Genomic DNA, 22,991 nt, shown 5'->3' on the forward strand with positions numbered 1-22,991 from the left:
GTGACTTGGGAGGCGCTGCGGCTCGTCGGGCTGGCGGTAGGCGGTGTGGATGTGGGCGGCGTGGCGGAGGGCGGCGTGGCGGCTGACATGTTCGGCTCCTTGGGAGGATGTTCACTACTGACCTAGCCTCGTCCGGTTAGGCGAGGTTATCCTAACCCTGAATGCCATTCTCGAATAGGGGTTACACGTCAGCCGGCTGAAAATACCCTCAAAGATCCAGGTCAGCCGGGCAGGACAGCCAAGAGCTACACCCGGCGCACCAAGCCGTGGGCGCTGAGTGTTGCCGACGCCTGGGCGTCAGCGTCGGCGCCGAAGCGCTCGGCCACCCACGTCACCCCCGCCCACCCCGTGAGGATGAGACCCGCCAGGCACGGCACATAATACGGCCAGCGGGGAAGCACCGAAATCAGCGACACCCCGCGGGTGGGCCGGGCGATAAAGCCGTAGTTTCCCCCGGTCACCGCGTTAATGACGGACGTGACCGCGAACCAGCCGAGGGTGGTCTGCGTGGCCCGCCGGTAGCCGGCCCACGTCGGCCGGTACCCAAAGGCGAAGACCAAGGTCAGCGGCACGATGAGCGCCGCCCAGTGAAAGAGCCAGTAGGCACCCTCCTGCACCCACCGGGTGGTGACCCACGCGGCGTCGGGGGTGAGCAGGGCCATGGGATTGAGCCACATGCCCCAGAAGAAGCTCATCGTCACGGCGAACTCATTGCCGGTACCGATGGCGATGGGCGTGATAATCCGCAACCAATCGCAGATATGAAAGGGCAGCGTCTCGTCGTACACGACGGCGCTCGGGCGCAGCGTCACGGCCAGGTAGGCGAGAGACATCATCCCCAGCACGACGCCGGCAACCTGGCGGGCACGGGTCTCTATGGGGGTGCCGCGCACGCGACGCGCCGCCACGACGATGACGCCGGCGGTGATGATGCCCACCACGTTCACCAGGAGGTGACGGGCATCGAACTGGGCAATTGTTTCATATGTCCGGCCGGTGTGCCGAGACGTCCACATCTGCTGGGCCATAGTGGCAGTACCCTAGCAACCTTCGCCGCTGCTCGCTCGCTAGTCGGCAGACGCCTTCACATCGACCAGGGTCGAATAGAGCTCGTCGAAGCGCCGACGCAGGCGGGCGTAGTGTTCGGCGGCGTCGGCCCGCGGGCTGAACGGCTCCCCGAAAGGCGGCACCGCCCGGGTTCCACCCGGGTTGATGACCTCCAAGGCGATGAGCGCCGTTCCCCGCAGCGTGGCCCTCTTCATGGCCAGCGGGATGACGGTGGCCCCGGTGACATTCGCCAGCACCTGCAACCATTCGGGGTGTTCGGTGGTGACCCGGCCCGAGGCGATGACGCGTTCGGCGGCCATGCCCGCGTCGGAGAGCTGCTCGAAGATGCGGGCGTAGCTGATGGCGATGGACTCGATCACCCCATGCCACATATCGAGCACGGTCGTTTCTTCGGTGATGTCCGTGATCGTGGCCTTCGCGTCGGCCGCCCAGCCGGTGGCCCGCTCCCCGGTGAAAAACGGCAGCACTGCCGGCACGTCCTCATCCGGCGGGCCGGCGAGCCGCTCGCCCAATTCCGCCGGGTCGACGGGCGCCAGCGTCGTCTCCAGCCAGGAAATCGCCCGCCCCACGTCGTTGAGCGCCCCGCCCAAGATGGCCTGCTGCGCATCCAACCGGTAGCACCACAGGCCCGCCGGGACATTCTCGGGAACCTGCGGCAGGATGACGCGCGCCGCCCCCGACGTCGCCGCCGCGACCGCCACCGTGGAGGCGTCGACGGCCCCCGGGCCTACGTTCGACGGCCACCCGTCGGGAATGGCGTGCAGCCACGGGGTGCCGTTGAGCGCCGGCCACGGGGTGCGTTCCGGGTGCGTCGGCGTCTGCGGGCCAAACACCGGGGCGAACAGGGACGCGCTCACCCCCACCGCGTCGAGGATCTCCTTATCGATCTCGCCGGTATGCACGTTGAGCACACCCGACCAGGCCGCCGTCGACGTCGCCACCCCCACAATGCCCGCAAGCTTGAAGTAAACGTACTCGCCGATGCTCATAATGCGTTTCGTGCGCGCCAACAGCTCCGGGTACTCCGCCGCCAGCCACGCCAGCCGCGCCGGATGGTAGCTGGTGTGCAGCCGAACCCCGGTGCGGGCGTGGTAGGCGGCCTCATCCACCCGCTCCCGCAAGGCGGTGACATAGTCGGCGCAGCGGGAATCCGCGTACGTGATGGCGCGGGTCAAGGCGTTACCGGACGCGTCGACGAGCACGAGCGACGCGGCGAAAGTATCCATCGCCACCGCGTCGATCCGCACATTCTTCTTCGCCGCGAAATCGACGATCGCCGCGATGATCTCCCGGCATTCGGCCACCACCTGGTCAGCATCGATGGCCGACGTGCCGTCGTAATCGCTGACGAAGGCGTGTGATAGCCGCTGCTTCGATCCCTTCACGGGGCACCCCGTGGCATCGTACAAACCGCCGCGCGACGCCGTGGAGCCGATGTCCAGCGCCAACACAAAGGGGCCGGTGGCCTCCTTGAGGGGGATGGACATCGTCGGAACCTTCGTGAGTTCAGCCATAACCACCATTGTATGCACCGGCACCCCCGGCCAGGGAGGCGTTACCCTGGCAACCATGACCGATCTCACCACTGTCCTGCGCACCGACGACGGCGTCGAGCTCGTCGCCACCAGCCCGGAGCACGCCGGCGACGGCGCCCACCGGATCTCCGTGGAGTACTCCAGCCTCAACTACAAAGACGCCATGGCGCTCGCCGGCGATCGAGCAGTGGCGCGCATCCTGCCGCTCGTGCCCGGCATCGACGCCGTCGGCCGGCTCGACGACGGCCAGCTCGTCACCGTCAACGGCGCCGGTCTCGGCGAACGTCGCCACGGCGGCTACACCCCCACCGTCAACGTGGACGCCTTCACCGTGGTGCCTAAGGCCTTCGACGCCTTCACCGCCGCCGCCATCGGCACCGCCGGGTACACCGCCGCCCTCAGCGTCGACGCGCTGCGCGCCGCCGTCGCCCCCAGCGACGGCCCCGTCCTCGTCACCGGTGCCACCGGTGGCGTCGGCTCCATCGCCATCCTGCTGCTGCGCTCCTTGGGCTACGACGTCGCCGCCCTCACCGGCCGCGTCGACGAGCACGGCGAGTGGCTGCGTACCCTCGGCGCCAGCGAGGTGCTTGACCGTGCGGACTTCGCCGCAAAGGGCCGGCCGCTGCAGAAGGCGCGCTTCGCCGGCGCCGTCGACACGGTGGGCTCCCACGTGCTGGTCAACACGCTGGCACAGATCCGCTGGGGCGGGTCCGTCACCGCCTGCGGGCTGGCGCAAGGCGCCGACCTGCCCGGCACCGTGCTGCCGTTTATTCTCCGCGGGGTGAATCTACTGGGCATCAACTCCGTCGATGCCCCTGACGAGCTGCGGGAGAAGGCGTGGGCGTTGCTCGCCGAGCACCTCGACGCCGGCGTGCTCGCCACTTTCACCGAAGCAATCAGCCTGGAGCAGGTGGCCGACGCCGGCGAGCAACTGCTGGCCGGAACCCGGCGCGGGCGCACCGTCGTCGCTGTTAGGTAGGAGTTGGTGCTGGCCGTGGGTGCTCACAGGCGCTCGATGAGCGCGCCAAGCAGCAGCACAAGCTCCGCGCCGCCGACGGTCACCATGCACGCCGTCACCAGCAACACGGCCACCACGTTGGGCTGGACGCGCTCCTTGGCTAACGAGTGGGCTTCCCGCTGGTAGCGGTGGTGTCCGGCCAGCAGCAGCGTCACCGCGAGCAGCGCCAACACCAGGGCGAGAACGACGATGACGCTGGGGTACATGCCCGCCCACCGCAGCAGGGTGGACGCGCACACCAACAGGGCGAGCACGGTACGGCCCCAGGACAGCGCGGTGCGCTCCGGCTGCAGGCCCGGGTCCTCGTGCAGGCGGGTCGACAGTCGGCGGGTCGACGGTCGGCGGGCCATCACACCAGAACGCCGACGAGCAGCACCACGGCGCCGCACACCCCGCCAATGGAGAGCACGGGGATGATGCCCGGCACCGGCAGCGGCCGGTCGTGACGCATCGACCGCTCCACGGCGATCCACCGCAGGCACGAACCGAGAGAAATAAGCAGGCCGACGACAATCATGAACACGGCCGCCACCGCCTGCAAGGTGCCGTCGAGCGCGTCGATGGCGAAAGCCTCCAGGGCGATGCCGCCGGCTAGGAATGCCAGCGACGTCCGGGTCCAGGCTAGGAAGGTGCGCTCGTTGGCGAGGGTGAAACGGGGGTCCGGTTCCTCGCCGTCGGGGAACACCCGCCGGGCCAGCCAGCTGCGTTGCTCAGACATCGTCTTTACTTGCTGTTCTACTTCACTACCAGGTTGACCATCCGGCCCGGCACCACGATCTTCTTGATGACCGTCTTGCCCTCAATGTTGGCGGCGATGCGCTCGTCGGCCAGCGCGGCGGCGACGACGTCGTCCTGCGCGGCGTCGGCGGCGACGGTGATGCGGCCGCGAACCTTGCCGTTGACCTGCACGGGCAGCTCCACCTCGTCGTCCACCAGCCACTTCTGTTCGAAAGTGGGGAAGGCGGCGAAGGTGATGGTGTCCTCGTGGCCCAGGCGAGCCCACAGCTCCTCCGCGATGTGCGGGGCGATGGGGGAGACCATGACGACCAGCGGTTCCACCGCGGCCAGCGGCACCTCGCCCGGGTAGGTCTTCGTGAGGTAGTTGACGTACTCGATGAGCTTGGCCACCACGGTGTTATCCCGCAGGTTGGCGTAGTCATCGCGCACACCCGCGACGGTGCGGTGCAGCTGCTTGAGGTCGGCGTCCGTGAGCGCGGCGTCGGCCTGGGCGTGAACGGCGCCGGTCTCCTCGTCGATGATGAGGCGCCACAGGCGCTGCAGGAACCGATGCGCGCCGACGACGTCCTTCGTCGCCCAGGGCCGCGACGTGTCCAACGGGCCCATCGACATCTCGTACACGCGCAGCGTGTCCGCACCGAAGTCCGCCACCACATCGTCCGGGGCGACGGCGTTCTTCAACGACTTGCCCATCTTGCCGTACTCCTGGAACACCTCCATGTCCCCGATGAAGAACTTGCCGTCGCGCTGTTCCACCTCCGCCGCCGGCTGGTACACGCCACGGGCATCCGTGTACGCGAAGGCCTGGATGTAGCCCTGGTTGAACAGGCGTCGGTACGGCTCCTTCGACGTGACGTGGCCCAGATCGAACAGCACCTTGTGCCAGAAACGGGAGTAGAGCAGGTGCAGCACGGCGTGCTCGACGCCGCCGACGTACAGGTCCACGCCGCCGCAATCCTCAGCCGACTGCGGGCCGGTCCAATAGCGCTCATTCTCCAAGTCGACGAACGCCTGCGAATTCGTGGGATCAATGTAGCGCAGCTGGTACCAGGAGGACCCGGCCCACTGCGGCATGACGTTCGCGTCCCGGTAGTAGGTCTGCACCCCGTCGCCGAGGTCCAGCTCCACCTCAATCCAGTCCGTCACCTTCGCCAGCGGCGGCTGCGGGGCGCTGTCCGCATCATCCGGGTCGAAGGAAACCGGCTTGTAGTCATCCACCTCCGGCAGCTCGACGGGCAGCATCGACTCCGGCAAGGCGTGCGCGTGGCCCTCGGCGTCGTAGACGATGGGGAAAGGCTCACCCCAGTAACGCTGGCGGGCGAACAACCAATCGCGCAGCTTGTACTGGATCTTCTCCACGCCGGCGTCGTGCTCCTCAAGCCAGGCAATGACCGCCGCGATGGCGTCCTCCTTGCCCAGGCCGTTGAGGTCAAGGCCGGCGTCGTTCGCCGAATTGATGTGCGGGGCATCGCCGGTGAAGGCGGCCTCGGACACGTCGCCGTCGAGCACCGGGATGATGTCGATGCCGAAGGCGGAGGCGAACTCGTAGTCACGCTCGTCGTGTGCCGGAACCGCCATGACCGCGCCCGTGCCGTAGCCCGACAGCACATAATCCGCGGCAAACACCGGGACCTTCGCGCCGTTGACCGGGTTCACGGCGTAGGTGCCCAAGAACACGCCGGTCTTGTCCTTGTTCTCCTGGCGTTCAACGTCGCTCTTCGCCGCGATGGCGGCACGGTAGGCGGTGAGCGCCTCCCGCGGCGTGGCCGCACCGCCGGTCCACCGCTCGTCGACGCCCGGCTCGTAGGCGTCGGCCAGCAGCTGATCCGCCAGCTCCGACTCCGGGGCCAGCGCCATGTACGTAGCGCCGAACAGGGTATCCGCGCGGGTGGTGAACACGGTCACCGGCACCGCGGTGCCGTCGGTGACTGTCGCGGTGAAGGTGACCTCCGCGCCGCGGGAACGGCCGATCCAATTGCGCTGCATGGCCTTGACCTTGTCCGGCCAATCAAGCATCTCCAGGTCATCAATGAGGCGATCAGCGTACGCGGTGATCCGCATCATCCACTGCGACAGCTTCTTACGGAAAACCGGGAAATTACCGCGCTCCGAACGGCCGTCCGCCGTGACCTCCTCGTTCGCCAACACCGTGCCCAGACCCGGGCACCAATTGACCATCGAATTAGACCGGTAGACCAGGCGGAACTCGTCGACCGCCTCCTGCTGCTCCTCGCGGGTCAGCTCCGCGTACACGCGGCCGTCCTTCGTGGTGCGCCGGCCGTCCTTAAGCTCCTCAATCAGCTCCGCGATGGGGCGGGCCTTGCGCTGCTGCTCATCGAACCAGGCGTTGTAAATCTGCAGGAAGATCCACTGCGTCCACCGGTAAAACTCCGTATCCGTGGTGGCGACGGAACGACGCGCGTCATGCCCCAACCCCAACGCGCCGAGCTGGCGGCGCATGTTGTCGATATTCTTCATCGTCGTCGTCCGCGGGTGCGTACCCGTCTGGATGGCGTACTGCTCCGCCGGCAAGCCGAAAGCGTCATAGCCCAAGGTGTGCAGGACATTCTTGCCCAGCATCCGGTTGTAGCGGGCAAACACGTCCGTGGCGATATAACCCAGCGGGTGGCCGACGTGCAGGCCGGCGCCCGAGGGGTAGGGGAACATGTCCTGGACGAAAAGCTTGTCCTCCGGCAGCGACTCCCCCTCGCCCGGCGCGAGGTCACCCACCGGGTTCGGGGCGTGGAAGGTGCCATTGTCCAACCAGTAACGCTGCCACTTCGTCTCGATCTCGTTCGCGAGAGCGTTGGTGTAGCGGTGCTGCGGGGTCGCCGATGCCGGCGCGGTGTTCGTCATGCTTAGTCAGTGTAATCAGTAGGGGCGACGACGCTGGCTAGGCCCGGGGTTCGGCCTTTCGGCGCCGACGCGGCGCTGCAGTGACCTCACTCCTGTTCTGTCTGGCACCCTTATGTTTCATCATGTTTAAACTTTGGCGGAAAATCTGGCGTCATTGTTAAAGTTTTGGACGGAACCACCCGACACCCCTAGGGCGTCCTGGGGAGCCCTCGGAAGTCGATCCGGTGGACCGTCTCGTCCGGCAACCTGGGGGAGAGGGCGTGCGCGGGGACGCGGGCTAAGCTGGTCGGTGTCCTCGCGGCCTTTCATTGAGGGACGGGGTTCTACGCCCCGCTACGAATGGCGTCCGAGGGGGTTGCCGTCGCTTCTGGCGACGGCCTTTCATTGAGGGGAGGCCACCTGGAGGCGAACTATCGAGGTGCAAGCGTTGCCGTCGCTTCTGGCGACGGCCTTTCATTGAGGGGAGCACAAGGTAGCCACCAACCCGGCGACGGGGGAAGTTGCCGTCGCTTCTGGCGACGGCCTTTCATTGAGGGGCCCCGGTCCCGGTGTTTTGCCACATGGCGGCCTGGGTTGCCGTCGCTTCTGGCGACGGCCTTTCATTGAGGGCCCGCTACGGCGGGTCAAAAAACACACCATGACCAGGGTTGTCGTCGCTTCTGGCGACGGCCTTTCATTGAGGCTGCTCTCAGCCCCACAAGGCGCGAAGGAGGGTGTGTTGCCGTCGCCTTGAGCAACAGCCTCTACTGCAAGCCGAGCCCCTTCCCGCCGGCCCAGTCAGCCCCCTCAACCCCCAACCGACTAACCCAACCACCCAACCAACCACCCCGAATGTTTCACGTGAAACAAAAACGGCCGGCTCCCATCGGGAACCAGCCGCCTAACCGAGGAGCGCTACACGCACCCGCTCTAACGATTTAGTGAACGTCGATGAACTTCTTGAGCACCCAGCCCTTGAGCGCGATCATGATGAGGCCGATAACGATGGAGCCGATGCCCACCCAGAGGAAGAAGTTGAACTCGGCCGACGGGTCGTTCGGGTTGTACAGCCCGCCGAGGGTGCCGGACAGGGAGGTGCCCATCGACACGGCGAGCAGCCACACCGCCATCGTCTGCGATTGGAACTTCTCCGGGGCCACCTTGGTGGCCAGGGAGTTGCCCACGGGGGAGAGCATGAGCTCACCCATGGTGAAGAGGAAGAGGATCCAGATAACAACGAAGATCGGGGTGCCGTCCTCACCGGTGGTGGTGAAGGGGAGGAAGAAGAACAGGGACACGCCGATGATGATCGAGGCGATGCCGAACTTCACGGCGGTCGACGGCTGGCGCTTGCCAAGCTTGGTCCAGATCGCGGCGAAGACGCCGGCGAACAGCACGATGAACACCGGGTTGAAGGAGGTCACCTGCGAGGGCGCCATCTCCCAACCGAAGAGGTTGAGGTCCAGTCGCTGGTCTGCGTAGACGGCGAGGATGGTGAACTGGGACTGGAAGATGGCGAAGAACGCGACCGCGCCGAGCATCATGGGGATGAAGCCGACGAGGCGGGACTTCTCAGCTTCGGTGGCCTGCGAGGAGGTGAGCATCTGGATCATCATGGCCACCAGCGCCACGAGGGCGATGCCGAGCATGATGTTGGCAAGCCATTCCAGCTTGATGATGCCAGTGGCGACGAGCATCACGAACGTCAGGACGACGACGGCCAGGCCGCCGAGCACCGGAAGCAGGCCCTTCTTCGGCAGCGGGTTGGGGACGTCGTGGCCGGCCGCGCCGATGGTGGTCTTGCGCATGAGTACGTACTGGGTGAGGCCCAGCGCCATGCCGACGGCAGCCGCGCCGAAGCCGACGTGGAAGTTAAAGGCGACGGAAAGCGCGCCGGTAATCATCGGGCCGAAGAAGGCGCCGATGTTGACAGCCATGTAGAAGATGGAGAAGCCGGCGTCGCGTCGCGGGTCTTCCTTGCTATATAGCTGCCCGAGCACCACCGAGGCGGCGGTCTTGACGCCGCCGGAGCCGACCGCGACGCACACCAGGCCCACCGTCAGCCCGAGGAAGCCCGGCAGCACCGCGAGGGCCACGTGGCCGGCCATGACGAGGATGGAGGAATAGAACAGGGTGCGTTCCGAACCAATGAGCCGGTCAGCCACGAAGGAGGCGACGATGGCGTTCATGTAAACGAAGCCGCCGTAGGCACCGACGATGGACAGCGCCGCCGCCTCGGACATCCCGAGGCCGCCTTCGGTCACCGAGTAGTACAGGTAGAAGGCGAGCAGGGACTGCATGCCGTAGAAGCTGAAGCGCTCCCACAGCTCGATGCCGAAGAGGTTGGCCAGCCCCCACGGCTGACCGAAGAATTTCTTTTGCGACGGAGCCGGGAGCGTCTCCGTCGGGTTCGCTGAGCTAGACATGTGAACTAGTGTGCCCCGGCCATTGCGGAAAATACCAATTGAGGTACCGAAACACCGTCGCTCCCGAACGGTGTCACCGGGGTCGCGCCTAGCCGCGCAGAGCCTCGTCGAGGGGCATCGGCTCCTCCCCGAGATGGCCGGCGATGACCGGGTGGACGATCCGCCCGTCGTGGGTGTTGAGTCCGTGGGCGAGGTGCTCGTCGGCGGCGAGGGCGTCGCGCCAGCCGTCGGCGAGCCGCAGCGCGTAGGGGAGGGTGGCGTTGGTCAGGGCGACGGTGGCGGTGTTCGGCACCGAGCCGGGCATGTTGGCCACGCAGTAGAACGTGCACCCGGACACCTCAAAGGTGGGGTCGGTATGGGTGGTGGGGTGGGAATCCTCGAAGCACCCGCCCTGGTCGATGGCCACATCCACCAGCACCGAGCCTTCCCGCATGTCCTCCACCATCTCGTGGGTGACGAGCTTCGGGGCGGCGTCGCCAGGGATGAGGACGGTGCCGATGACGACGTCGGCGTCGCGCAGCTCCTCGGCGAGTTCCACCTGGGTGGACAGGTGCGTGCGCACCCGCGGGCCGAAGCGAGCGACGAGCTCCCGCAGGCGGGGCACGGAGATGTCGAAGACGTGGGTCTCCGCTCCGAGGCCCAGTGCGGCCTCGGCGGCATTCTCTCCGGCGACGCCGCCGCCGACCACCACGACCTTCGCCGGGGCGGTGCCGGTCACCCCACCCATGAGCAGCCCCTTACCGCCCTCCTGGTGCATGAGGTGGTACGCCGCGACCTGGGTGGCCAACTTTCCTGCCACTTCACTCATCGGCGCCAGCAGCGGCAGGCCGTGCTCGGCGGTGACGTTTTCGTAGGCGATAGCAGTCACTCGGTTGTCCTTGAGCGCCTGGGCCACCGACGGCGCGGCGGCGAGGTGGAGGTAGGTGAACAGCACCTGGCCGGGGCGCATGAGGGCGAACTCCGGCGGTTGCGGTTCCTTGACCTTGAGCACCAGATCGGCCGACCAGGCCGTCGCGGCGTCGACGATCCGGGCGCCGACGGCAACGTAGGCGTCGTCGGCGAAGCCGGACCCGAGGCCGGCGGATTCCTCCACGACGACGTCGTGGCCCCGGGCGATGAACTCGGCGGCGCCGGCCGGGGTGAGGGCGACGCGTTTCTCGTGATCCTTGATTTCCTTAGGGCAGCCGATAAGCATGTGAAACCTCCCGGGGTGAGATGGTGAGTCGTTTTCCCCGAGTGTAGGCCCGGACGCGTCGGGCGCTACGCCGTTTCTCGCACAACCAGCTGAGGATTATCTAAGCCTTACCTACCCACCCCTGGGCGGTAGGCTGGTCACCATGCTTAAGCCGCTGCTCATCGTCGTGGGGATGCTCGCTACCGGCCTTGGGGCCGTCGGAGTGGTGCTGCCTGTCCTGCCCACCACGCCGTTTCTCCTGCTAGCGGTCTTCTGCTTCGCGCGCAGCTCTACCAGGTTCAACGACCTTCTCCTACGCAACCGCGTCCTCGGGCCGTACATCACCAACTACTACAACCACTCGATGTCACCGCGGGACAAGGCCGGGACCTTGGCGCTGATGTGGTGCGGCATCCTCCTGTCGTGCGTGTTGATCGGCAAGACGGTGACGTGGGTAATCTTGCCGCTTATCGCGATGGGGGTCACCATTCATATCGTGCGGCTTTCGCCACGGCCGCACGCCGCGCCGGTCCCGCAGCACGACGCCGCTAGCAGCCCGGGTGGCGCCAACCACCCCGCCGGGCCATGATTGACGCATGACTGTCCGCCGAGCGCTTGCCGCGTCCCTCATAACCATTGCCAGCGGTTATGGGCTGTGCGCCTGCACCATCGGCGACACCAGCGCGGGCAGCGGCGGCACCGGCTCCCCGACAGCGGCAGCGACGTCCACGGTCACGAGCACCGTCGCCCGGCCGCGGGAAAGTACGACGAAGACGAGCAGGGAAACGACCACGGCGAGCACGTCTGCCGCGACGACGTCGTCGAGCCGCCGCACTATCCCCGCCACGGCTCAGCCGACGGCGCCTACCTCGGCGAACGACGCACCGCTCGCTGCGACGAGCGGCAGCTGCGCGCTGACTGACATCAAAGCTGATACCCACCCAGAGGCACCTTTCGACACCGTCATTTACTGCGACGGAACGTGGGCAGCCATTGGCCAGGCCCACACCGACTATGGCATTTACCCCTATTGGGACGGCAGCCACTGGACAGAACTGACTCCGGCCGGGGAGACCGTCGAGGGCCTCTACGGGCCCTGCTACGACGCAGACTCGGTGGCAAAGCTGGGCCCGCTACCGGATGCGATCCACTTGGAGATCTGCTCGGCCGACGAGCTCTTTTAGCGCCCCCGCGCATCGCGGCCCCCGCGCATCGCCGCCCCCGCGATGCGCGCTTTTTCGGTCCCCGCGCATCGGCGCCCCGCGCATCGCCCCCGCGCATCTCCGCGCATCGCCTCCGCGATGCGCGCCCCCCGAGCAGCGCAAAGCGCCGCACGTACCAGCTACACGGTCGCGTCTTCGCTGAGCGCGTCGGCAGCGGTAGCGTCGTCGCCGCGGGTGCCGATGTCCTGGGCGTACTTGTTGATAATCATGGCGATGGCGCCGTCGCCGGTGACGTTGGCGGCGGTACCGAAGGAGTCGATGGCGATGTAGGCCGCGATCATGAGGGCGACCATGGATTCGTCGAACCCCAGCATGGACGCGAGCAGGCCGGAGGCCGCCATGATGGCGCCGCCGGGCACGCCCGGGGCGGCGATCATCGTCACGCCGAGCATGAGGATGTAGCCGATGGCCAGGCCGAAGCTGACCTCCATGCCGGACATCATGATGATGGCGAAGGAGAAGAGGACGATCTTAATCATCGAGCCCGACAGGTGAATGGTGGCGCACAGCGGAACGACGAAGCCGCCGATGTCCTTGCGCACGCCGTTGTTCATCGCGCACTTGAGCGTCACCGGGATGGTCGCGGCGGAGGAGGAGGTGCCAAGCGCCGTGAAGTAGGCCGGTGCCATGGCGCGCAGGGCGCTGAGCGGGTTCTTACCCACCATCGCGCCGGCGATGAGGTACTGCACGAGCAGGTAGATGATGGTGAGGACCACGGCCACCAGCAAGACCTGGCTGAAGGTGACAAGGGTGTCAACGAGGTTGCCGTTCTTGCCCAGGGACAGGAACATGCCGAAGATGAACACCGGCAGCAGGGGGATGACGAAGGATTCGATGACCTTCATGATGACACCCTCGAGCTCGCGGGAGGCGACGTAGAGGGAGTCAGACTTGACCACCGTCATGGCCAGCCCGATGGCGAAGGCGAGCATGAGGGCCGTCATGACCTCGAAGGGCGGCGGCATCTCCACGGAGAAGTAGGCCTCCAGGTTGCCCTCGGAGATTTCGGCTACTTCGTTGACGCCGTCGTCGCCGATGAACAGCGGGAAGAGGTTGAGCGCCACCGCGTAGGCGATAAGCCCTGCGATCATGGCCGATCCGTAGGCGATGCCGGTGGTGATGGCGAGCCACTTGCCCGCGCCGCGGCCGAGGCCGGCGATGGCCGGGGTAATGAGGGCGAAGATGAGGACCGGGACGAAGAAGTTGAGGAAGTTGCCGAAGAGGCTATTGAAGGTGACGAAAATCCGGGCCAGCCAGTCCGGGAAGACAAAGCTGGCTGCGATGCCCAGGATGATCGCGATGATGATCTTTCCGAGCAGCGATCGGAAGAATCCAGATATCTTCATAAGTGGGCTTTCTTGATCTAGGGATGACCGGTGCGGAGGCGGATCCCGTCGGCCAAATACCTAGGAGCGGATAGTTACCTGGCTTAAGTTACCTGGCCACCTGTGGTTTTCCTAGTAACCGCCCGTCGTAAGATACGGGACATGAACACCCCTGGTCTCGTGATTGGTTCCCTGCTCGGTGTCCTGGCGCTGATTGTGATGGTCGTCGGGTTGCTGGCGGCCGCCCGGAAGCTTCCGGGCAACAACGTTTTCGGCCTCCGCGTCGCGGAAGTCCGCAAGTCCCGGGAAGTGTGGGAGGCCGCGCACCACATCGCGGGGCTGTTTTGGGTTCTGGGCGGGGTCACGCTGCTCTTCGCCTCTTTGGTGTCTTTCGTGGCGACTGGTTGGCTGTGGCTGCTGCCGGCGGTGATGGTGGTCGTCGCGGTGGGGGCGGTGGGGGCGGGGGCCAACGTCGGCGCCCGGACCGCGGCAGTGCTTGACGCCGCCCGGGAGGCTGAGGACGACGACGCCAGCGTCGAACAGCCGGCTCCGACGGTGGACCTTTCGGCCCTGCGCACCGCAGCCACCCGCGCGGACGGGCAGGCCGACGGGCAGGGGGATGGCCGCGCCGACGCCAGCACCGACGCCAGCACCGACGCACCGCGCATCCCTTAAGCCTTCACCCCAACTCCGCTGTCGTGTTGCCCAAACCACAGTGCGGGATTAAGCTTCATACCGTGAGATTGTCAACGTTGAACCGGAACTGGTGGTGGCGCCCCTAAACGGCGTGCCCACCTCGTACAAGAAGCGTTGTCAGCACAACCCAGCGAATGCAGGCCCGCCGGCTTTACTCCCCACCAGGAGGAAGCACCGCGGGCCTAATTTTTCGCCCGCATCGGGATCACTACCCGGCACAGGTGCTTCGGAACTACACAAGGGGAGGACGGCCCCTAGGCCTTCGTAAGTTCTTAACACCAGACCCAGAAAGGTAGTGAGATGTTCACCACGCAAGCCCCGATGGGTGGGGCCGGATGAGCGAGACTACTGCGACGTTCGCGCCCGTCGTCGCCCGGCGAGACGTGCGCTACCACGCCGACGCCTCCGTTCTCTTCGCCGCGCTCGGCGGGACCCGGCGCCTCGACACGATCCTGTTCGAGTCTGCGGATATTACGACCAAGTCGGGCCTGAATTCGGTGGCGGTGCTGGCGTCGTCGCTGCGCATCACGTGCAATGGCGACACGGTGAGCGTCGAGCCGCTCACGGCCTCGGGGGAGGTCATCGCCCGGCGGTTGCACGAGAAGTTGGAGCGCTACGCGACGGATGCGACGACGTTTGTCTTCCCCATGTCGACGGCCGCGGACGAGCGCGAGCGCCTCGCCGCCACCTCCACCGCGGAGGTGCTGCGTGCCGTGACCCGCGACGCCGGCTACCGGGACCCCGACTCCGAGCTGCCGCTCCTCGCCGGCGGGTTTGCCTTCGATTACCTGGGCACCTTCGAGCAGCTTCCCGAGGTGACCGAGGGGGTCAACACCTACCCGGATTACCAATTCCTCCTCGCGGAGACGGTGTTGTTCATCAACCACCAGCAGGGCAGCGCGCACGTGGTGGGCGTCGACGTGCTCGGGGACCTCGCGGGCCTGGAGGCTCGGCTGGATGAGCTGGCCGACGCCATCGACGCCGCGCCGGACACAGACACAGACACAGACACGGACGCCACAACCAACGCGGACGCCACCGCGCCAAAGCCGGCGGGGGAGGGGAGCACCCGGCTCAAGGTGACGGCTGATATCCCGGACGAGTGCTTCCGGGATCAGGTCAACGCCCTGAAAGGCAACATCCACGCCGGGGACATCTACCAGGTGGTGCCGGCCCGGACGTTCACGGTGGAGTGCCGGGATGCGTTCGCCGCGTACCGGCAGCTGCGGGCGTCGAACCCCAGCCCTTACATGTTTTATGCCCGCGGCATGGACCGCGCCGGCACCGTGTACGAGCTGTTCGGGGCGTCGCCGGAGTCCAACCTCAAGGTGGACCCGCGCAGCCGCCAGATCGAGCTATACCCCATCGCCGGTACCCGGCCGCGAGGGATGAACCCGGACGGCAGCATCAACGACGAGCTCGACATCCGCATGGAGCTGGAGTTGCGCACCGACGCCAAGGAGATTGCCGAGCACACGATGCTCGTGGATCTCGCCCGCAACGACCTGGCCCGGGTGGCCACGCCGGGCACTCGGCGCGTGGCGACCCTGCTGCAGGTGGACCGCTATTCCCGCGTCATGCACCTGGTGTCGCGGGTGACCGCGGAGCTGGCGGAGGACTTGGACGCCCTTGACGCTTACCGGGCGTGTATGAACATGGGCACGCTCACCGGCGCCCCGAAGCTCAAGGCCGTGGAGTTGCTGCGCGGGGTGGAGGGCACCCGGCGCGGTTCCTACGGCGGCGCGATCGGCTACCTGCGCGGCGACGGCACCATGGACAACTGCATTGTTATTCGTTCGGCGTTTGTCACTAACGGGGTGGCCGCGGTGCAGGCCGGCGCCGGCGTGGTGCGGGATTCGCACCCCCAGGGCGAGGCCGACGAAACCCTACACAAGGCCTACGCGGTGCTTCAGGCCATCGCCGCGGCCGCCGACGCTGACCTGGAGGTGGTGCGCTAATGGCTCGCATCGTGCTCATCGACAATCGCGATAGCTTCGTCTATAACCTCGTCGACGCCGCCGGGGCAACCGGGCATGAGCTCATCGTCTACCGCAACACCGTCGACGTGCCGACGGTGCTCGCCGCCGCCCCGGACCTCATCATCTTGTCGCCGGGCCCGTCGCACCCGCGGGACGCCGGGACGATGATGGAGCTCGTCGACGCCGCGCTCGGGCGGATTCCGATCCTGGGGATCTGCCTCGGTTTCCAGGCGCTGCTCGATCATTTCGGCGGCGCGGTGGTGCCCTGCGGCCCGGAGCACGGCACGTCGGTGCCCATGCGGTTGACGGACGCCGGCACCCGCCATCCCGTGTTTGCGGGGTTGGCGGTGGACTCGGATCCCACGGACCCGTCGACGCCGGGCCGGGCGGTGCCGGTGGCCCGCTATCACTCGCTGGGGTGCAATGAGACGCCGGAGGGGCTCGTGGCGTTGGCGACGACGCCGACGTTGATCGGCGACGTGGTCATGGCCGCGCACACCCCGGACAATATGGCCCTCGGCCTGCAGTTCCACCCCGAATCCATCTTGACCCCAGCCGGCCCGACGATGCTGCTGCGGTGCATCGATGGGCTGCTTCACGCCCAGACCGCTTCTTCCGAAAGGTAATTCACGACATGACTAGCACTGATTCACTGCGTATCCTCACCAACTTCATCGACAACAAGGCCCCCACCGTCGCCGAGTGCATCGAGGCGTTCACTCCGCTCACCGTCGGCGATTACGACGAGGTTCACATCGCCGCGCTGCTCACCGCGGTGAAGACCCGCGGGGAGACGGCGGCCGATCTCCTCGGCGCGGCCCGGGCCTTCCTTAAGGCGGGCCGGCCGTTCCCCATCACCGGCGCCGGCCTCATGGATACCGCCGGCACCGGCGGCGACGGGAAGAACACGATCAACATCACCACCGGCGCCTCCCTCGTGGCCGCGGCGGGCGGGGTCCGGATGGTCAAGTGCGGCAACCGGTCCGTGTCCTCCAAGGCGGGGTCGGCGGACGTGTTGGAGGCCATGAAGATTCCGTTGGATCTGGACCCGGAGCGCGCGGTGCGCCAGTTCGAGGCATCTAACTTCACCTTCCTCTTCGCCCCGGCGTACAACCCGGCGGTGGGGTATGTGCAGCCGGTGCGTCGAGCGCTGAAGTTCCCGACGCTGTTTAACACCCTCGGGCCGATCCTCGCCCCGGGCCGCCCGGAGTTTCAGATCATGGGCATCGCCAACCCGAAGCAGGGGCCGATCATCGCGGAGGTGTTCAAGGAGCTGGGCCGTGGGCGCGCCCTCGTGGTCCACGGCGACGGCTCCGACGAGGTGTCTGTGACGGGGCCGACTCTGGTGTGGGATCTTCAAGACGGCGAGATTTCTCACTACACCCTCACCCCGGATGACTTCGGCGTGGGCACGTATAGCTTCGAGGACCTCCTCGGCGGCGACGCGGAGTTCAACGCCCAGGCCCTGTATGCGGTGTTCGCCGGCGAGGGTGCGCCCGCCCACCGGGACGCCATCATCGCCACGTCGGGCGCGATGTTCCACCTCTATGGGATCGCGGATTCCTACAAGGCCGGCGCAGATCACGCCCGGACGCTCATCGACGACGGCACGGTCAACGCCTGGCTCACGAAGCACGAGGAGACCAACTATGCCCAGTAATGCGTTGCCGACGGTCCTCGAGGGGATCGTCGAGGCCCGGCGGGCCCGGCTGCCCGAGATCCGGGCGCGCATCGCCCACGTGGACCCGGCGGCGCTGCCGGCGTCAACGCGCTCGCTATATGACTCGCTCGGCGGCGGGCAGGGGAGGGGACTCAACCGCTTCATCATGGAGTGCAAGTCCTCCTCGCCGTCGCTGGGGCTCATCCGCGAGCACTACGAGCCCGGCGCGATCGCGGCGGTGTATTCGCGCTACGCCGCGGGGATTTCGGTGCTGTGCGAGCCGGATCGTTTCGGCGGTGACTACGACCACCTCGCCACGGTGGCGTCCACGACGCACCTGCCCGTGCTGTGTAAGGACTTCATCGTCGACGTCGCCCAGGTGCACGCGGCTCGCTATTTCGGCGCCGATGCCATCTTGCTCATGCTGTCGGTGCTCGACGACGCCGAGTACCGCGCCTTGTCCGACGAGGCCCAGCGCCTGGGCATGGACGTGCTCACCGAGGCGATCACCCACGAGGAGGTCGAGCGGGCGCTGCGCCTGGGAGCACGGATCCTCGGCATCAATCACCGCAACCTCCACGACCTCAGCATCGACCTCACTCGCTCACGGACGCTGACCGAGGGGGTGCCGGCCGACGTGGTGGTGGTCTCCGAGTCAGGGATCCGGGATGTCCACACCGTCCGCGAGCTGAGCGGGCACTCCAACGGCTTCCTCGTGGGTTCGCAGTTGACCTCCCAGGCGGACGTCGACCGCGCGGCCCGGGAGCTGGTCTTCGGCCCGAACAAGGTGTGCGGGCTGACCTCGCCGTCGGCGGCTCAGGCCGCCCGCGCCGCCGGGGCGGTCTACGGCGGGCTCATCTTCGAGGAGGCCTCGCCGCGCAATGTTTCACGTGAAACGGCGGAAAAAATCATCAACCACGAGCCCGGACTCGACTATGTGGCCGTCTCCCGGCGTACCGAAGGCTTCGCCGAGCTACTGCTCGACGGCGTCACTGTCGTCCAGCTCCACGCCCCCTTCCAAGGATCCCTGGAGGCCGAAGCGGCGCTCATCGCCACCGCCCGAGCCGAGCTCACCGAGGCAACCACGGCGGCTGGCACCGGCGACGCGCCCGTCGAACTGTGGCGGGCGGTCTCCATGACCAACCCCGACGCCGCGGCCCTCGCCGAAGACATCCTCGCCCTGCCGGGCATCACCCGCCTCGTGCTCGATTCCGGTTCCGGCGGCACCGGCACCCCCTTCGACTGGTCCCGCATCCCGGCCTCAGTCGCCCGCGCGAGCCTGCTCGCCGGCGGGATCAGCGCGGACAACGCCCGTGACGCCCTCGCCGTCGGATGCCTCGGCCTCGACCTCAACTCCGGCATCGAGTACGGCCCCGACGCCGGCGCGTGGGCCGGCGCCAAGGACAGCGGCGCTCTGCGACGCGCCTTCGCCACCATCCGTTCCTTCTCTTATAACTAAGGACAGCGACACACCATGAACCCCACCCCCTCTCAGCCCACGGGCGATGGCATCGGCGGCCGCACCCTGCTGCCCGCCTACTTCGGGGAATTCGGCGGCCAGTACGTCCCCGAATCCCTCCTGCCGGCCCTCGACGAACTTGAGCGCGCCTTCGTCGACGCCTGGAATGACGACGACTTCATGGCCGAGTACCGCCGCCTCCTGCGCGACTACCTCGGCCGCCCCACCCCCGTCACCGAGGTCCGCAACGCGGTGCCCGGAACCCACGCCCGCATCTTCCTCAAGCGCGAGGACCTCGTCCACGGCGGCGCCCACAAGACCAACCAGGTCATCGGCCAGGCGCTGCTGGCGAAGAAGATGGGCAAGACCCGCATCATCGCCGAGACCGGCGCCGGCCAGCACGGCACCGCCACCGCGCTCGTCTGCGCGCTGCTCGGCCTGGAGTGCGTCATCTACATGGGCGCCAAGGACGTCGCGCGGCAGCAGCCCAACGTCTACCGGATGCAGCTGCACGGCGCCAAGGTCGTGTCCGTCGACGCCGGGTCCGGCACCCTCAAGGACGCCGTCAACGAGGCCCTGCGCGACTGGACCGCCACCTTCCACGAGTCCCACTACCTGCTCGGCACGGCCGCCGGCCCGCACCCCTTCCCGACGATCGTCCGCGAATTCCACCGCGTCATCGCCGAGGAATCCAAGGCGCAGATGCTGGAGCACACCGGCCGGCTGCCCGACGTCGTCGTCGCCTCCGTCGGCGGCGGCTCCAACGCCATCGGCATCTTCTCCGACTTCATCGACGATGAGTCCGTGGAACTCGTCGGCACCGAACCCGGTGGGGAAGGGGTGGCCACCGGCCGCCACGGCGCCGCCATCGCCGAGGGCAAGGTGGGCATCCTCCACGGCACGAAGAGCTACCTCATGCGCAACGACGACGGCCAGGTCACCGAGTCCCACTCGATCTCCGCCGGGCTCGACTACCCGGCCGTCGGCCCGCAGCACGCCTACCTGGCCCAGACCGGACGCGCCCACTACGTCCCCGTCACCGACCGCGAGGCCCTCGCCGCGTTCCAGATCCTGTCCCGTTCCGAGGGCATCATTCCAGCCCTGGAGTCCTCTCACGCCTTCGCCTACGCGCTTGCCCGGGCGAAGGAAGCGGAAGCCGCCGGCGAGGACCTCACCATCCTCGTGTGCCTATCCGGACGCGGCGACAAGGACGTCGATCACGTTCGTCGCACCCTCGACGAGAATCCCGATTGGGTCCTCGGCGCCGAGCCGACCCCCACGACTGAGGAGGCCTAGACCATGTCCGACCGTTACCGCCGCCTCTTCGCCCGGCTCGACGCCGCCGGCGAGGGCGCCTTCGTCCCCTTCGTCATGCTCGCCGACCCGAGCGTGGAGGAGTCCTTCGAGATCATCTCCACCATCGTCGACGCCGGGGCCGACGCCCTGGAGCTCGGCGTGCCTTTTAGCGACCCCATCGCCGACGGCCCCACCATCCAGCGTTCCCACATCCGGGCCCTTGACGGCGGCGCGACGGTGAGCGCCTGCCTGGAACTCATCTCCCGGATCCGTCAGGCCTACCCGGATCTGCCCATCGGGATGCTCATCTACTCCAACGTGGCCTACGTCCGCGGGGTGGAGAAGTTCTACCGGGAGTTCGCCGAGGCCGGCGCGGACTCCATCCTCCTGCCCGACGTCCCGGTCCGCGAGGGCCAGGTCTACGCCGAGGCCGCCGAGGCCGCCGGCATCGATCCCATCTTCATCGCCCCGGCACAGGCCGGCGAGGACACGCTGCGCGGCGTGGCGACGCGCTCTCGTGGCTACATCTACGCCATCTCCCGCGACGGGGTGACCGGCACCGAACGCTCCTCGCAGACCACGGGCCTGTCCGAGGTGGTAGCCAACGTCACCCGCTTCGACGGCGCTCCGGTGCTGCTCGGCTTCGGCATCTCCGCCCCGGAGCACGTGCGTGACGCGATCGACGCCGGCGCGGCCGGCGCCATCACCGGCTCGGCGATCACCGCCATCATCTCCGCGCACACGGAAGGCGAGCACCCGAACCCCGGACGGGTCACGGACATGGCGGCGCTCAAGGCTCAGCTGCGCGCCTTCGTAGCAGACATGAAGGCCGCGACCATCCGCTAGGTCCACACCCCGCGGTAGCCGTGACAGGGAGCCGCCCCGAGGGAGCCGTGACGGGAGCCGGCCCCCAGCCGGACGCCGCCAGCCGGACACCCCCAGCCGGCGCCCGCCAGCCGGCCCGGGGGACTGGCTGCTCAGGCATACTCATAGGCATGACCATTGAGATGCCCACCTGTTCCCGCCGCCTCTTCCTGCTCGGCTCCGCCACCACGGTGGCGGGGGCCTTTCTCGCCGCCTGTGGTGAGGCACCCACGGCGGAGGTCGCGGCGGCCGAGGTTCCCGTCGGCTCCGCCATCTTCGTCGACGACTTCATCATCGCCCAGCCCACCGCCGGCACCTTCGTCGCCTACTCGCGCACGTGCCCGCATCAGAACGCGCAGATCGACGGCATCAACGGCGATACCGTGTCGTGTTCCAATCACGACTCGGTCTTTGCCCTCGCCGACGGCGCCGTCCTGGAGGGCCTCGCCCGGGATCCGTTGACCCCCGCGGAGACCACCGTGACAGGCGACGTCGTCACCGCCACGCTATAGGCGTTGCTAGTGGGGGTCGAACCACGCCCCTCGCACGTAGGAACCGGGGTAGTCGATCTTTCGCCTTCCTAGTCCCAGCTCGTGCGCGGCTCGCAGCGGCCAGTGTGGATCCCTCAGCGCCTCCCGGCCGATGAGGATGGCGTCGGCCCGACCCTCGACGAGGATGGCCTCCGCCTGCTGCGGGGAGGTGATAAACCCGGCCGCGGAGGTGGGTACTCCGGCCTGCCGACGAACGGCGTCGGCGAAGCCCACCTGGTAGTTCGGCCCCGCGGGTACCTCGGCCGGCACTAGACCGCCACTGGAGACGGAGATGAGGTCGGCGCCGGCGTCTCGCACGAGCCGGGCGAGCGCGATCGTCTGGTCGAGATCCCACGACGGACGGTCATCCACCCAGTCCGTGGCCGACAGGCGCACGAGGACGGGAATGTCTTCACCGACGGCGGCGCGGACAGCCGTGACCACGAGCCGGATGAGTCGCGTGCGATTGTCGAAGGACCCACCCCAGGAGTCGGTGCGGGTGTTCGACAGCGGGGAGAGGAATTGGTGCAGCAGGTACCCGTGGGCGGCGTGGATTTCCACCGCGTCGAACCCGGCCTCGACGGCGCGCCGGGCGGCCGCCGCGAAGTGGTCGGGTAGGGCCCGGATCTCGTCGCGGTTGAGCTCCCGGGGTTCGTCGTATCCTTCCGCGGCGATGGGGGAGGGTGCGACGGTGGCCCACCCACCGGCGTCGACGGGGACGGTGGAGCTGTCGTAGCGCGGCTCGCCCGGAAGGGCCGGGACTGAGGAGGCCTTGCGCCCGGCGTGGTTGAGCTGGATGCTTATCCGGCTGCCCTGGGAGTGCGCGAAGTCGACGATTTCGGCGAGCGCGTCCCGCTGTGTGTCATTCCACAGGCCGAGGCACGCGGGGGAGATCCGGCCCTCGGGGACGACGCCGGTCGACTCGACGGTGATGAGCCCGAAGCGCCCGATGGCCCGGGCACCGTAGTGGACCCGGTGCCACGCCTCGGCGACGCCGTCGGCGGCCCGGCAGTGGTACTGGCACATCGGCGCCAGCCAGATCCGATTAGGCGCGGTCATGCCGCGTAGGGTGTAGGCCTCGTGCAGCTTGCTCATAACACCGACGTTAGCGACGTCGCCTGGGCCAAGCCAGTGTTTCACGTGAAACATCGGCCGGAGCGTACCC

21 protein-coding genes are annotated in these 22,991 nt (G+C 67.5%); 12 read left to right on the plus strand and 9 right to left on the minus strand.

Going from position 1 to position 22,991, the window contains the following annotated elements; all coding sequences use genetic code 11:
- Positions 1 to 126 carry a hypothetical protein gene (locus CUTER_RS11990; RefSeq protein WP_269079415.1) on the plus strand — a complete coding sequence of 42 codons (126 nt, stop codon included), beginning with the start codon at positions 1 to 3 and terminating at the stop codon, positions 124 to 126.
- A gap of 119 nt (positions 127 to 245) precedes the next feature.
- Here CUTER_RS11990 and CUTER_RS10740 read toward each other — a convergent pair whose 3' ends face one another.
- Together CUTER_RS10740 and CUTER_RS10745 are read right to left on the minus strand one after the other, a co-directional pair.
- Positions 246 to 1,028: a YwaF family protein gene (locus CUTER_RS10740; protein ID WP_052844130.1), complete on the minus strand. Its 783-nt coding sequence runs from the start codon at positions 1,026 to 1,028 to the stop codon at positions 246 to 248.
- Between the two features lie 39 nt (positions 1,029 to 1,067).
- Positions 1,068 to 2,582: a gluconokinase gene (locus tag CUTER_RS10745; RefSeq protein WP_047260415.1), complete on the minus strand. Its 1,515-nt coding sequence runs from the start codon at positions 2,580 to 2,582 to the stop codon at positions 1,068 to 1,070.
- 55 nt (positions 2,583 to 2,637) lie between these two features.
- Here CUTER_RS10745 and CUTER_RS10750 point away from each other — a divergent pair, with 55 nt between their 5' ends.
- Positions 2,638 to 3,582, plus strand: a complete 945-nt coding sequence (locus CUTER_RS10750) for an acrylyl-CoA reductase family protein (RefSeq protein ID WP_047260792.1) — start codon at positions 2,638 to 2,640, stop codon at positions 3,580 to 3,582.
- A gap of 23 nt (positions 3,583 to 3,605) precedes the next feature.
- Here the strand turns inward: CUTER_RS10750 and CUTER_RS10755 are convergent, their stop codons facing one another.
- The 5 genes from CUTER_RS10755 to ald all read right to left on the minus strand — a co-directional run bounded on the left by CUTER_RS10755 (position 3,606) and on the right by ald (position 10,815).
- Positions 3,606 to 3,971: a DUF202 domain-containing protein gene (locus CUTER_RS10755; protein ID WP_047260416.1), complete on the minus strand. Its 366-nt coding sequence runs from the start codon at positions 3,969 to 3,971 to the stop codon at positions 3,606 to 3,608.
- A complete protein-coding gene (locus CUTER_RS10760) occupies positions 3,971 to 4,339 on the minus strand; it encodes a YidH family protein (RefSeq protein ID WP_047260417.1) in 369 nt (122 codons plus the stop codon). Before CUTER_RS10760 ends, CUTER_RS10755 begins: the two co-directional genes overlap by 1 nt.
- A 17-nt stretch (positions 4,340 to 4,356) precedes the next feature.
- Positions 4,357 to 7,215, minus strand: a complete 2,859-nt coding sequence (gene leuS, locus CUTER_RS10765; RefSeq protein ID WP_047260418.1) for a leucine--tRNA ligase — start codon at positions 7,213 to 7,215, stop codon at positions 4,357 to 4,359.
- Positions 7,216 to 8,132: 917 nt separating this feature from the next.
- Positions 8,133 to 9,620: a peptide MFS transporter gene (locus CUTER_RS10770; protein ID WP_047260419.1), complete on the minus strand. Its 1,488-nt coding sequence runs from the start codon at positions 9,618 to 9,620 to the stop codon at positions 8,133 to 8,135.
- 88 nt (positions 9,621 to 9,708) lie between these two features.
- Positions 9,709 to 10,815, minus strand: coding sequence for an alanine dehydrogenase (ald, locus tag CUTER_RS10775; RefSeq protein ID WP_047260420.1), 1,107 nt, complete (start codon positions 10,813 to 10,815; stop codon positions 9,709 to 9,711).
- A gap of 142 nt (positions 10,816 to 10,957) precedes the next feature.
- On the opposite strand from ald, the gene CUTER_RS10780 reads away from it, so the two are divergent.
- On the plus strand, positions 10,958 to 11,383 hold the full coding sequence (locus CUTER_RS10780; RefSeq protein WP_047260421.1) for a YbaN family protein: 426 nt from the start codon (positions 10,958 to 10,960) through the stop codon (positions 11,381 to 11,383).
- Between the two features lie 7 nt (positions 11,384 to 11,390).
- Positions 11,391 to 11,978 carry a hypothetical protein gene (locus CUTER_RS11775; protein ID WP_047260422.1) on the plus strand — a complete coding sequence of 196 codons (588 nt, stop codon included), beginning with the start codon at positions 11,391 to 11,393 and terminating at the stop codon, positions 11,976 to 11,978.
- Between the two features lie 158 nt (positions 11,979 to 12,136).
- On the opposite strand, the gene CUTER_RS10790 is transcribed toward CUTER_RS11775, so the two are convergent.
- Entirely contained in the window at positions 12,137 to 13,363 is a 1,227-nt protein-coding gene (locus CUTER_RS10790) for a dicarboxylate/amino acid:cation symporter (protein WP_047260423.1), read from the minus strand.
- A gap of 141 nt (positions 13,364 to 13,504) precedes the next feature.
- Here CUTER_RS10790 and CUTER_RS10795 point away from each other — a divergent pair, with 141 nt between their 5' ends.
- From CUTER_RS10795 to CUTER_RS10830, 8 genes are all read left to right on the plus strand, one after another.
- Complete coding sequence (locus CUTER_RS10795; protein WP_082121369.1) at positions 13,505 to 14,017, plus strand: SdpI family protein; 513 nt, start codon at positions 13,505 to 13,507, stop codon at positions 14,015 to 14,017.
- Between the two features lie 356 nt (positions 14,018 to 14,373).
- A complete protein-coding gene (locus CUTER_RS10800) occupies positions 14,374 to 15,996 on the plus strand; it encodes an anthranilate synthase component 1 (protein ID WP_047260424.1) in 1,623 nt (540 codons plus the stop codon).
- Complete coding sequence (locus CUTER_RS10805; protein ID WP_047260425.1) at positions 15,996 to 16,643, plus strand: glutamine amidotransferase-related protein; 648 nt, start codon at positions 15,996 to 15,998, stop codon at positions 16,641 to 16,643. The genes CUTER_RS10800 and CUTER_RS10805 overlap by 1 nt, the downstream gene beginning before the upstream one ends.
- 8 nt (positions 16,644 to 16,651) lie before the next feature.
- Positions 16,652 to 17,677 (plus strand): anthranilate phosphoribosyltransferase, encoded by a 1,026-nt coding sequence (trpD, locus tag CUTER_RS10810; protein WP_047260426.1) that lies wholly within the window; start codon positions 16,652 to 16,654, stop codon positions 17,675 to 17,677.
- On the plus strand, positions 17,667 to 19,136 hold the full coding sequence (gene trpCF / locus CUTER_RS10815) for a bifunctional indole-3-glycerol-phosphate synthase TrpC/phosphoribosylanthranilate isomerase TrpF (RefSeq protein ID WP_047260427.1): 1,470 nt from the start codon (positions 17,667 to 17,669) through the stop codon (positions 19,134 to 19,136). The genes trpD and trpCF overlap by 11 nt, the downstream gene beginning before the upstream one ends.
- A 15-nt stretch (positions 19,137 to 19,151) precedes the next feature.
- The gene (gene trpB / locus CUTER_RS10820; protein WP_047260428.1) at positions 19,152 to 20,432 is read left to right on the plus strand and encodes a tryptophan synthase subunit beta; all 1,281 of its coding nucleotides are present in this window, start codon (positions 19,152 to 19,154) and stop codon (positions 20,430 to 20,432) included.
- Positions 20,433 to 20,435: 3 nt separating this feature from the next.
- Complete coding sequence (trpA, locus tag CUTER_RS10825; RefSeq protein WP_047260429.1) at positions 20,436 to 21,278, plus strand: tryptophan synthase subunit alpha; 843 nt, start codon at positions 20,436 to 20,438, stop codon at positions 21,276 to 21,278.
- A gap of 149 nt (positions 21,279 to 21,427) precedes the next feature.
- Entirely contained in the window at positions 21,428 to 21,808 is a 381-nt protein-coding gene (locus tag CUTER_RS10830) for a Rieske (2Fe-2S) protein (protein WP_047260430.1), read from the plus strand.
- A gap of 6 nt (positions 21,809 to 21,814) precedes the next feature.
- On the opposite strand, the gene CUTER_RS10835 is transcribed toward CUTER_RS10830, so the two are convergent.
- Complete coding sequence (locus CUTER_RS10835; protein ID WP_047260431.1) at positions 21,815 to 22,921, minus strand: NADH:flavin oxidoreductase/NADH oxidase; 1,107 nt, start codon at positions 22,919 to 22,921, stop codon at positions 21,815 to 21,817.
- Positions 22,922 to 22,991 lie beyond the last annotated feature (70 nt).

Source organism: Corynebacterium uterequi (assembly GCF_001021065.1).
Classification (GTDB): Bacteria; Actinomycetota; Actinomycetes; order Mycobacteriales; family Mycobacteriaceae; genus Corynebacterium; species Corynebacterium uterequi.